Below are 11,814 nucleotides of genomic sequence, written 5' to 3'. Positions count from 1 at the left end.
CCTAGGTTCATCCAATCGCGGAAGGCCCGAAGGTCCCCTCCTTTCCCCCGTAGGGCGTATGCGGTATTAGCAGTCGTTTCCAACTGTTATCCCCCTCGACTGGGCAGATCCCTAGGCATTACTCACCCGTCCGCCGCTCGCCACCTCAGGAGTAAACTCCCTTGTGCTGCCGCTCGACTTGCATGTGTTAGGCCTGCCGCCAGCGTTCAATCTGAGCCATGATCAAACTCTTCAATTAAAGTTTTGTTGTTTGACTGACGTCAAACGGCTCAATGAATTCTACTGTTTTGATTCGCTTTGCTCACTAAGAAGCATCGCGTTTCAATTCATACATTACTGTATGTACATATTACTATGAACACTCAATCACGCTTCCCGTTAAGGAGAATGACTTGAAAACATTGATTTAAATTTTTGACTGCCAACCCGAAGGTTAAGCAGTTTCGATTAACTCAACACCTGTGAGTGTCCACACAGATTTGCTTGATAAATTGTTAAAGAGCGTTGACCACACACTGAGTTTTCAGCGGGTCAGGGCTGCGTATTTTACGCATTCCCGTTAGTGCGTCAAGTAGTTTTTTCAACTTTCTCAACACTCATCGTTTAGCTCGCTAACCGATGAACTGCATGGCTTTCTTTGCTTAACTTGCGTTACGCTGTCTGCCGTGTCAGTGGATGCGCATTATAGGGAGATTGAGAAAGTCCGCAAGGGCTTTTTATCGATCATTGAATCGCACGTCGATATTTTAAACGTTATGACCATTTTTTAGCTTATAAGCTCTATTTATCGGAGATAAGTAAGGTTTTTTAGCTAATAATTGATAATTCACGCTCAATATTTCAGCAATGGTCTAGTGTAAAAGTAAATAATTCATTACCATATACTTGCTGTTAACAGTTATTTATCAATTTCCCATTCATCAGAGAGCATTCTTATGCAAAAGTCATTTCTTATTGTCTTGATTGTCGCCATTATTGGCGCAGTAGCACTATCTCAGTTCGCAACGCCATTATCAGCTATTGCTTTTGTCGCTGGCGCTATCATTGCAAGTCTTGTTTTTAAATTTGTTCCAGAGACTTCATCATCTCATGCTTCAGAAGAACAATATGTTGGCCCTACTATGACCTTATATGTAGGTAACCTGCCTTATCGTGTTCATGAGGGTGAAGTAAAAGTATTATTTGGCGAATTTGGTCCAGTAAACTCTGTGCGTTTAGTCAGAGATCGTAAGACGGGTCGTCGTAAAGGTTTTGGTTTTGTGGAGATGTCAGAATCAGGCGCTCAGAAAGCCATGGTTAAACTGAATGACTATAGTTTCCAAGAAAGAACCTTAAAAGTAAGAGAAGCAAAAACACAAGATTCGGAAGCTGCCGACCGTACAGGGACAGACGAGTAGCATTACCGCTTAAACTGTTTTGCTTTATTTTGTAATTTGGTTGGTTGTGGTGATTCGCTCGATAGTTGAAAAGCCACAATCAATTAATGTTGTTGTTAACCCTTCGCTGATTCCCATCTTAGTATAGAAAGCTTGCATAACTGACTCCCTTACAGCTTCTCTCTCATCTGTTACTCTGTGCTCTTCCACAATAAGATTCTGTTGCGTTAAAAGAGTGACAACTCGCTTAGCAATAGCAGCGCCAGAATCCATTAGTTTTACGCCCGCACCGAGCACTTGTTGTAATTCAGCTTTGATCATAGGGAAATGAGTGCAACCTAGTACGAGAACATCCAATTGTGCGGCAACGACTGGTGCCAGTAACTGTGCCAATCTATGCATATCCAACATTCCAGTCGCCACTTTTTGCTCTGCCATCATCACTAATTCAGAACAACCAAAGAGTTCGACATGGCAATCATCAGCAAATTGGCTGATGAGTTCATGGGTATAATGACGCTTAACTGTGCCAGGTGTAGCCAAGAGTCCAATACGTTTGCTCTTAGACATTAGAGCGGCGGGTTTAATGGCAGGGACAACACCTACGACAGGGACAGTAAGATGTGCACGTAATGCCGGTAATACAACAGTACTTGCAGTATTGCAGGCAACGACCACTATCATTGCATTGGTACGAACCACTAGATCGCATACTAATTCGACACAGCCAGAAATTAATACCTGCTCTTCCAACTCTCCATAGGGCAACCTAGCGTTGTCGAAAAGATAGCAATAGTCGCTATGGGGCAAACTCTTGCGGATTTCAGCCAGTACAGATAGACCACCAATCCCAGAATCAAACACTAATATAGGTCGCGACAAGCGAATCTCCAGTTTCGGATATATAAATAAACTATACAGATTGGACGCATTAACGATTCGATGGCTGCTTTACTGGCGAAATCCAGCCAAATACCATAGAACCACATTCAAGTGCGCGGATTTTCCCATAGCTTTGCGAAAACCGCAAAAGCAAGATACTGGACATTCGTGTCACCTAGTATAATATTTGCGCCCCAATTTACAGCAACGGTGAATCAAACAATGAACTTAGCAGCAATGGACCCTCAGACTTATGATGCGCAGTTAGAACACAAGCGTATCAAGCTAGAACAAGCCTTTGCCCAATTTGAAACACCGAGTGTTGAAGTTTTTGCCTCAGAGCCAGCTAACTACCGTATGCGCGCCGAATTCCGCATGTGGCATGATGGTGACGACTTATACTATTACATGTTCGATAAAGTATTGAATGAGAAAGTACGTTGCGATCAATACTTACCAGCTAGCTTACTCATCAATCAAATGATGTCGGCCTTAATCGCCGAGCTGAAACCGAATCCGAGTCTAAGGCACAAATTGTTCCAAGTGGATTTTTTGTCGACTTTAAGCGGCGAGATTTTAGTGTCTTTGCTTTATCACAGGCAGCTTGATGACCAATGGCGCGCCGATGCGGCTGCATTGAAAGCCAAGTTAAGTAGCCAGTTTAACGTCAATATCATCGGCCGTGCCCGTAAGCAAAAAATCGATTTAGATAAAGACTTTGTGGTTGAGTCATTACAAGTAAATGATAAAACCTTCTTATATAAGCAAATCGAAAACAGCTTTACTCAACCCAATGCCAAAGTTTCCGTAAAAATGCTGGAGTGGGCTATCGATGCGACTCAAAACAGTAAGGGGGATTTACTCGAGCTCTACTGTGGTAATGGCAACTTCTCTATCGCACTGGCGCAAAACTTTAATCGCGTATTGGCCACCGAACTCGCTAAGCCTTCAGTCGATGCGGCGCAATACAATATCGAAGTGAATGGTATTGATAATCTGCAGATTATTCGTATGTCAGCCGAAGACTTTAGCGATGCCATGGCGAAGAAACGCAGCTTTAGACGTTTAGAAGGTATCGATCTTGACAGCTACGTTTGCAACACCATTTTTGTTGACCCACCACGCGCGGGGATTGATCCTGATACGCTGGCGTTAGTCCAAGGTTATGAGCGGATTTTGTATATTTCCTGCAACCCTGAAACCTTAAAAGATAACCTGCAACAACTGAACGAAACCCATAGAGTGACCCGCTTTGCCTTGTTTGATCAGTTCCCTTACACAGATCACATGGAAACGGGTGTACTACTCGAGCGTCGTTAATCACTTCAGATACACTGAGCTCGACTGCAGAACACTTAAACGTAAATTCGCTAAAAAAATAATGGAGCCTTAGGCTCCATTATTTTAGTGAATCTGCATCTCACTCAGATTAGCGGTGTTCAACCTTATGCTGCAAAGCCTCGGCGCCTTTGGCGACCATGCGCAATTGCATGACTAATTGATCGGCAAGAATTTTGCGGTCAGCCCGTTTCATATCTAATGCGGAAGCGCCGGCATTAAACACCAGTGTCACTAAAGCTTCAGCCTGTGCACGAGCTAGCAAGGGGGTTCGCCCCGCTTTGGCTTCGGTATAATGAGCCAATTCAGAAATAAAATGCTCAATTTCGCGGGCAACTGCCGCACGGAACGCTGCCGAGGTTCCTGAACGTTCATGCAATAAGATACGGAATACGTTTGGATTAGAATCAAGCACTTCCATAAAGGTATCAACGGAAATACGGATCACACTGCCACCCACTTCAGCTCGCTGACGGCCTTTACGCATCATCTGCCTTAGGGTTAACCCGCCCTCGTCAACCATAGTAAGACCGAGTTCGTTCATATCTTTAAAATGGCGATAAAAAGATGTCGGCGCGATATTAGCTTCCCGAGCAACTTCTCGTAAACTCAGACTTGAGAAACTGCGCTCAGCACTTAGCTGATTAAAGGCCGCATCGACTAAAGCTCTGCGAGTTTTCTCTTTTTGCTGTGCTCGAATACCCATTCTTAAATCCGCTAACTGAATGTAATAACGCGATAATACCGCTTTTAGGCATTAAACACAGCCCTATCGTCCTTGACCAAACAATATAGCTAAGCTAAATTAGCTTACAGATGTACGCTCAAAAGCGAATTTTGGAAACCTATAATGAAAAAACCCCCTATCATCTGGCTTAATGTCAGTCTGTTTGCCATCACTTTCCTCAGTGCAGTAATTTTAGTTCCATGGCGCGGTATTGTTCATGGCTATGGTGCCAGTGAATGGATCGCTTTTATTGTTTTAGCCTTTGCCAGTGGCCTGTCAATCACCGCGGGTTATCACAGACTCTGGTCACACAAGGCCTATAAAGCCCATCCGGCGGTGCGTTTTATATATGCCCTTGGTGGTGCTTTAGCATTACAAAACAGTGCATTGCACTGGGCATCTGATCACAGAGTCCACCACAAGCACGTAGATGATAACGACAAGGACCCGTACTCAGCCAAAATGGGATTCTGGTACAGCCATATCGGTTGGATGCTGCGTGAGTATCAGTCGCAACGCTATCACGATTATCAAAATGTGCGTGATCTGCAAAATGACCGTATTGTCATGTGGCAACACAAACATTACCTCGCACTCGTTTTGCTGATGAACATTGGACTGCCAGCACTGCTTGGCTGGCTCAATGGTGACGTGCTGTCTATGTTATTGATGGCGGGTTTATTGCGTTTAGTGGTGGTGCATCACTGCACTTTCTTTATCAACTCTTTAGCCCACGTGTGGGGCAGTCAGCCTTATACCGATAAGAATACCGCCCGCGATAATGGCTTCTTGGCCATGTTGACCTACGGTGAGGGTTATCATAATTTCCATCATATTTTCGAAAATGACTATCGTAATGGCATTAAATGGTGGCACTACGATCCAACCAAATGGTTGATTAAGTCATTATCTTGGTTGGGATTAGCTAAGGATTTGCGTACGAGTCCACAGGAACGTATCGAGAGCGCACGCTTACAGATGCAGTTATTACGTACCAAGCGGAAGGTTAATAACCTGCCTAATGCTGATGAAATTATTGAAAAAATCCAAGCAGAGTATGAGTTATTAAAGCTGCACTTAATGGATTACTATCAAGCACAGAAAACCTTGCTTGAGGCCAAGCGTAAACAACTTGTCGATCAGCAACTATTGCAACAAGTTGAAGAGCTAAAGGCGCGTTTCTTAGTCCAGCAAAAACATTGGCGCAGCCTGACCGCAACTTATAGCTAAGCCACAATTCTGCCCGAAAGTCATACGGCCACCTTGCATGGTGGCCGTATCTGATTATGATGATGCCTTAATCACTTAAATAGGCTGTTGAGATCATGTCAGATTCCCCAGTTATACTCCCAGAATCAATCAAGCTAACAGAATATAGTCATGGCGCAGGTTGTGGCTGCAAAATATCCCCTAAAGTGCTCAGCACTATCTTAGCCTCGCAATTACCTGTATTTACCGATCCAAATCTGCTGGTTGGCAATCAGAGCCGCGACGATGCTGCAGTGTACAAACTCAATGATGACATAGGCATCATTAGCACTACCGATTTTTTTATGCCAATTGTTGACGATCCATTCACCTTCGGTCGTATCGCAGCGACCAATGCGATCAGCGATATTTATGCCATGGGCGGCACGCCTATTATGGCGATTGCAATTTTAGGTTGGCCAATCAATAAACTACCCGCAGAAATCGCACAGCAAGTGGTCGATGGCGGCAGACAAGCCTGCATGGAAGCAGGGATCATGCTAGCCGGTGGTCATAGCATAGACGCACCCGAACCTATTTTTGGTCTCGCGGTTACCGGGCAAATTGCCTTAAGTGATTTAAAACAGAATGATACCGCTAAAGCCGGCGATCGTTTATATCTCACTAAACCTATCGGCATTGGTATTTTAACCACAGCGCAAAAACAGAAAAAACTCCGCGATGAAGATAGCCTCATTGCGGTAAATGCTATGTGTCAACTCAATACTATAGGCGCGACCATTGCAAAAATTAGCGGTGTAAATGCCCTGACTGATGTCACAGGTTTTGGACTGGCAGGACACTTACTCGAAATGTGCCAAGGCGCCAACCTCACTGCGAAGCTTAAATTTGATGCAGTGCCATTGTTACCACGCGCCTTAGATTATTTGGCCTTAGGTTGTGTTCCTGGCGGAACTCACCGTAATTACGACAGTTATGGCGAGAATCTCCCTGAACTCAGCGAGCATCAAAAAGCGATACTGTGCGATCCGCAAACCAGCGGTGGTCTGTTAGTTGCCGTCTCGGCCGCAGCTGAAGCGGAATTAATTGCCCTACTCGATGCGAACCACATAACCCCAATCTGCATTGGGTCACTGGAAACACCGACCACTGCAGCGAATGTGGTGTTGTGCTGATGCCAAGCGCTATTGTAGCCGCAGAGCAATATAGGGAGATCTTTCTCAATCAATATCCGATGATGGATGTGCGAGCGCCCATAGAGTTTACTCGAGGTGCGTTTCCCAACTCGACCAACTTGCCCTTGATGCTGGATAGTGAAAGGGAAAAAGTCGGTACTTGTTATAAGCAATTTGGTCAGCAAGCCGCGATTGCATTAGGTCATTCACTAGTGAATGGTCCCATCAAGCAACAGAGAATCGAGGCTTGGGCTAGCTATGTTAAAGCCAATCCTAATGCTTACCTTTATTGCTTTCGCGGCGGCCTGCGCTCGCAACTCACTCAACAATGGCTCAAAGAAGCGGGGATCGAAGTCCCCTATATTCAGGGTGGCTATAAGGCCATGCGCCAATATCTGATTGGCGTGATTGAAGCGGCACCGACTCAGCAACCGTTATTGAGTTTGAGCGGGATGACGGGCTGCGGTAAAACCGATTTTCTACTACAGCGTAAAGAAGCGGTTGATCTTGAAGAAATAGCTAATCACAGAGGCTCTAGTTTTGGAAAGAATATCGACCCACAGCCAACGCAGATTAACTTTGAAAATCAACTCGCCATTGCCTTGCTACAACACCAAACAAGTGGCGCGGCGTGTTTACTGCTCGAAGATGAAAGCTTCCTGATTGGGCGTTCGGCGCTGCCGCAGACATTTTATACTGCGATGCAGACCGCTGATGTGCTGGTATTAGAGGAGGCGGACGACTTCAGGCTGCAGCGGCTACTCAATGAGTATGTGCACAAAATGCATAGGGGATTCTGTGATCGCTTAGGCGCTGAAGCGGGATTCGCCGCCTTTAGCCAGTACCTGTTACAGAGTTTAGTGAGCATTCGTAAACGCTTAGGTGGTAAACAACATCAAGAACTACAGGATATGATGCAACAGGCATTAACCCAGCAACTCCATCAAAATGACACTTCTCTGCATTTAGCATGGATAGCAGTGCTGCTGCACAAATATTATGACCCAATGTACGAATACCAGTTACAAAAAAAATCCGAACGGATCCTCTTTAAGGGCTCACATCAGGCCATGCATGAATGGTTGGATAACTATAAGAGTGATAGAAAAGCCGCACAATAACTGTGCGGCGAGTACGCTAAAAATTAATTTGCAAAAATCGTAATGGCTTCATAGTTATAATTATCGAATTTAGCCGAACGAATATTACCCGTGCTACGGCTCGATTTACTGAGCTCGGCACGGAAATCATATAGCCCTGTCATTCCTTCGTACCCCCAGACATACAAACTCATCATAGGAATTGTTATTCCATCAAATGCTGTTTGTAAGTGTATGGGCAAATCTAAATCCGGAATTGACCCCTTTAATGAAGCCGAAATAGCCCAATTCGCATAGCCATCTTGTCCTATGGTGATTTGCATCGCTTGCATATGGGCATTGTTGAAACTGTAGTCATAATTTGCACTACCACCATTATTAATAGTAGTGATTAAACGTGTCGTTTCATCCAGCATTTGGTTTTCATTTAACGGTAAATTCAAGCTCAAACTCTTAGAAGGATCAGTAACAGCCCTACGTGTTATTGCCGAATAATTTATGTAGCCAGCCTCATTCGCACCAAGGGCAATCCACTGTGATGCGTAAACTAAATTGCGATCAAAAATCGCGGGAAATAATTGCACTTCTTTCGTCGGCCATTCTACCCAGTTTTGGCGACCAAATTCAGTTTCAGAGTAACTCCTTAGCGAATAATCATTGGTATTCACATCAACATTTAACGGAGTCCCTTCATGATGAGTACCTTCAAATTCACTACTCGATATAGGTACTGCTTGCGATAAATCTAGTGTATTTATATCTATGCTAGCAGCATAAGCCGTAACACCACTCTGGCTAGGAACTAACACCATATTCACTGGTGCAAACTTATCGTCCTGCTTACACAGGCGTAATGAAGAATTGTTAGAATGTGAGTCCAAAAATGAGTTATTACCATATAGCTGGTAGTCACTATATACAGCTTCAATTTCACTAAGATCAAAATTCACATCACTACAGTCACATTGGCTATTTAAATTTTCATCTGTGAAAGCATAAATGCCATAGTCGCCAGCTTTAGCGGCTAAATCCGTACGGATGCTCCAAGTTGACTGACCATTACGAAACTCTTTTGCTGCAACTGTTAAATGTGATGCTTCGCTTGTCCAGGGTATATCGACATGTCCCTGCCCATCACTCTTATAAGTGCCGAGAATATGGCCGTCTTGTCGGTGAATAATAACATCGGCACCTGCCATTTTTTCTTTTACATTGCATTTGCTTGCAACGCTCTGCACATCCATAACCAATCTAGCTGGTGTTGTACCCGAATCACCAGAATCCCCACCACTTGAATCACCCGAACCTCCACATCCACCAAGCAATAACACTAGTGCACTGGCATAACATCCTTTTCCCATGACCAAACTCCAGAGTATATAAGTTATTATTTTGTAAATTTGTTAAAGCATACCAATTACAACACGGCTTCATTTCGTTCAACAAGTAGGTTTGCAACTTGATGTCGCAAATTTTCACGATTAGCGGAAACGTCCACGATAGGAACCGCAATATCCACCGACACCCTTGACCAAAAACGCTTGGGCATTTTAGCTAAGGCATGCCCGCCCTTGTGGCTAAAGTAAGAACCCCATAATCCGTGCAGCGCCATAGGAATGACTGGCACTGGATCTCTGGCCAAAATCTTATCAATTCCAGGACGAAAATCGCCAAGTTCACCGTCAGGTGTGAGTCGACCCTCAGGGAAAATACATACCAACTCATCATTGGCGAGCGCTTCATGAATCGCCTCGAAGGCACGATTATAAGTCTCTTCACTTTGCTTAGGCGAACAGATAGGGATCACACCTGCATGGCGGAACAAATACTTCAACAGAGGAATTTCGCTGATGGATTTATCCATCACAAAGCGGATTGGCCGTGTCGACGCTCCCATAATAATCAATGCATCCACATAACTCACATGGTTACAGACTATGATGCCAGCCCCTTCCTTTGGAATTTTCTCTCGGCCTGTGACTGTCACTCGATACATAACATGACTGAGTAAGTAACTGATAAATCGTTGTGTAAATTCTGGTACTTGTGAATAAACATAGAGCGCGACTACAGCATTCATCACGGCGAGTAGCAGAAATAACTGTGGAATAGTCCAACCTGCAACGCCCAGTAACAGCATAGATAACAGTGCCGAAACCACCATAAACAATGAGTTCATAATGTTATTGGCTGCAATCGCCTGAGCACATTCACCCTTAGGCGAACGAGATTGAATAAACGCATACAAGGGGACGATAAACAAGCCACCGCTAACGCCAATCATAAAGAAATCCAGCATCACCCGATAATGTTGCGACTCGCCAATAAAGGCCTTTAATCCATAGACAAAACCAGCATCCACTGGCGCAGGTGGAATAGCCCAAAGCAAATCGACACCAAAAATAGTTAATCCCAATACCCCAAATGGCAGTAAACCGAGTTCCACATGGCCGTAGGAGAAACGTTCACAAACGAAGGAGCCAACAGCAATCCCGATGGAAAACATGCCTAATAATAATGACACCACAGTCGCACCAGAATGCAAATGCAGCTTAGCAAAGTTAGGAAACTGAGTCAGATAGGTCGCACCTAAAAACCAAAACCAACTGATCGCGAGGATAGCCATCCAGATTGAAGGCGTTTGACGGGCTTTTTTGATGCTACGCCAAGTGCCCGATAACGGCCTGAAACGTATTTTTTCAATGACGCCCTGCGGGGGTAATGCAGGAATCGCTCGGCTCGATAAATATCCTGCAAAGGCTAATACAGCAACAGTAATCGCCGACCAAAGCGTACCGTTTCCATTAGAAACCAAGATCCCCGCACTCAAAGTGCCCACCAGAATCGAGAGAAAAGTGCCCATCTCAACCCAAGCATTGCCTGTGACTAACTCGTCCTCTTTCAACGCTTGGGGTAACAAGGAATATTTAACCGGACCGAAGTATGCTGACTGGCTACCCGTTAAAAATAACAGTAATAACATCATCATGTAGCTCTCGCTCAGAATCGCAATCGCGGCGCTAAACATGATGATGACTTCGAGTAGTTTCAATCGGCGGATAAGTTTGGCCTTATCCATATTATCGGCGACCACACCCGCATGGGCCGAAAAGAGGAAAAATGGCAAAATAAACACCCCAGCCGCCAAGTTCACAAACATATCGACGCTTATGGGTAGGTCTTTCACTTGGTTAAAGGTCACTAATAGCAGCAACACATTTTTATAGATGTTGTCATTCAATGCGCCTAAGCACTGAGTCGCAAAATAGGGTAAAAAACGTTTTGTTAGCAGCATGATAGTTCCTTCTGGTAACCCATTCCTTGTAAATAAGCTTGTACGTGACTCTTGAGTAAATCCCGCAGTGATAATGACTCAGCGAAGAGCTTATTATCGAGTGACAGAGAGGTCAGCCCATGAATTCCCCCCCATAATACCCGGCTCATACTGAGATGCTGCACTGGCGTAACCTCGGGAAATAGTTGCGCCAATTCACGCTCAATCAGAGTAAATAACCCCGCAATCAATTGCCCTTGCGATTCAGGCAAGGGTTCAGAATCGAGTAATTGCAGCTCAAAAACCAGCTTGAAAGCTTGACGCTGCTCATGGGCGAATTGACTATACTCCCACGCCATTGCAATAATTTTACCTAAACTGTCGGCCGCACGAACACCCGTCAATCGGTCGTGCAAAGTCCTAAGCGTTGACTCAGAAACAGCCAGTAATAAATAGTTGTAGCTGCCGAAAATATTGATCAAGGTACTAGGGTCTGTTGATCTTTCGAGAGTAATTTTTAGACAGCATGGCAAGACGTTATAATTTGCTTCGCCAAAAGTAACCATAACCTCAAGCCATGCCAAGACTTATGCTAACCGATGCACGCTGGGAAAAGCTATTTCATTTAATGAAAAGCACAGGCCGTGTTTATGACAAACCTGAACATAGACAAACATTCGAAGGTATTCTTTACCGCCTTAGAACAGGTATCCCTTGGCGAGATTTACCTAAA

General features: G+C 44.5%; 10 protein-coding genes, 1 rRNA gene and 1 pseudogene. 6 read left to right on the top strand and 6 right to left on the bottom strand.

Translation table 11 applies throughout. From position 1 onward, the window contains the following. A 16S ribosomal RNA gene (locus L5M29_RS23275) occupies positions 1 to 238 on the bottom strand; the annotation flags it as partial. 697 nt (positions 239 to 935) lie between these two features. Between L5M29_RS23275 and L5M29_RS23270 the strand changes: the two genes are divergently transcribed. Then, the gene (locus L5M29_RS23270) at positions 936 to 1,397 is read left to right on the top strand and encodes an RNA-binding protein (protein ID WP_113941557.1); all 462 of its coding nucleotides are present in this window, start codon (positions 936 to 938) and stop codon (positions 1,395 to 1,397) included. Positions 1,398 to 1,421: 24 nt separating this feature from the next. Here the strand turns inward: L5M29_RS23270 and murI are convergent, their stop codons facing one another. After that, the gene (gene murI / locus L5M29_RS23265) at positions 1,422 to 2,258 is read right to left on the bottom strand and encodes a glutamate racemase (protein ID WP_263170293.1); all 837 of its coding nucleotides are present in this window, start codon (positions 2,256 to 2,258) and stop codon (positions 1,422 to 1,424) included. 222 nt (positions 2,259 to 2,480) lie between these two features. Here murI and trmA point away from each other — a divergent pair, with 222 nt between their 5' ends. Continuing rightward, on the top strand, positions 2,481 to 3,578 hold the full coding sequence (gene trmA / locus L5M29_RS23260; protein WP_263170290.1) for a tRNA (uridine(54)-C5)-methyltransferase TrmA: 1,098 nt from the start codon (positions 2,481 to 2,483) through the stop codon (positions 3,576 to 3,578). 109 nt (positions 3,579 to 3,687) lie between these two features. Here the strand turns inward: trmA and fabR are convergent, their stop codons facing one another. Beyond that, a complete protein-coding gene (gene fabR, locus L5M29_RS23255; RefSeq protein WP_105251021.1) occupies positions 3,688 to 4,302 on the bottom strand; it encodes an HTH-type transcriptional repressor FabR in 615 nt (204 codons plus the stop codon). A gap of 144 nt (positions 4,303 to 4,446) precedes the next feature. On the opposite strand from fabR, the gene L5M29_RS23250 reads away from it, so the two are divergent. From L5M29_RS23250 to mnmH, 3 genes are all read left to right on the top strand, one after another. Then, the gene (locus tag L5M29_RS23250) at positions 4,447 to 5,553 is read left to right on the top strand and encodes an acyl-CoA desaturase (RefSeq protein WP_028759426.1); all 1,107 of its coding nucleotides are present in this window, start codon (positions 4,447 to 4,449) and stop codon (positions 5,551 to 5,553) included. A gap of 95 nt (positions 5,554 to 5,648) precedes the next feature. Beyond that, a complete protein-coding gene (gene selD / locus L5M29_RS23245) occupies positions 5,649 to 6,707 on the top strand; it encodes a selenide, water dikinase SelD (protein ID WP_263170288.1) in 1,059 nt (352 codons plus the stop codon). After that, entirely contained in the window at positions 6,707 to 7,828 is a 1,122-nt protein-coding gene (gene mnmH, locus L5M29_RS23240; protein ID WP_263170285.1) for a tRNA 2-selenouridine(34) synthase MnmH, read from the top strand. The genes selD and mnmH overlap by 1 nt, the downstream gene beginning before the upstream one ends. A 23-nt stretch (positions 7,829 to 7,851) precedes the next feature. On the opposite strand, the gene L5M29_RS23235 is transcribed toward mnmH, so the two are convergent. The 3 genes and pseudogenes from L5M29_RS23235 to L5M29_RS23225 all read right to left on the bottom strand — a co-directional run. Then, on the bottom strand, positions 7,852 to 9,168 hold the full coding sequence (locus L5M29_RS23235; protein WP_263170283.1) for a hypothetical protein: 1,317 nt from the start codon (positions 9,166 to 9,168) through the stop codon (positions 7,852 to 7,854). 56 nt (positions 9,169 to 9,224) lie between these two features. Continuing rightward, a complete protein-coding gene (locus tag L5M29_RS23230; protein WP_263170281.1) occupies positions 9,225 to 11,102 on the bottom strand; it encodes an MFS transporter in 1,878 nt (625 codons plus the stop codon). Next, positions 11,093 to 11,572, bottom strand: a pseudogene (locus tag L5M29_RS23225) (TetR-like C-terminal domain-containing protein); the annotation flags it as partial. The pseudogene L5M29_RS23225 and the gene L5M29_RS23230, both read right to left, overlap by 10 nt. 86 nt (positions 11,573 to 11,658) lie before the next feature. Here L5M29_RS23225 and L5M29_RS23220 point away from each other — a divergent pair. Then, positions 11,659 to 11,814, top strand: a 156-nt coding sequence (locus L5M29_RS23220) for a transposase (protein ID WP_259573881.1), incomplete at its 3' end; no start/stop codon positions are given.

Origin of the sequence: Shewanella sp. SM95, from assembly GCF_025653595.1 — a bacterium.
In the GTDB taxonomy this organism is placed as follows: Bacteria; Pseudomonadota; Gammaproteobacteria; order Enterobacterales; family Shewanellaceae; genus Shewanella; species Shewanella oncorhynchi.
The sequence above is the reverse complement of the archived record's forward strand: the minus strand, read 5'-3'. Positions and strand labels throughout refer to the sequence as shown.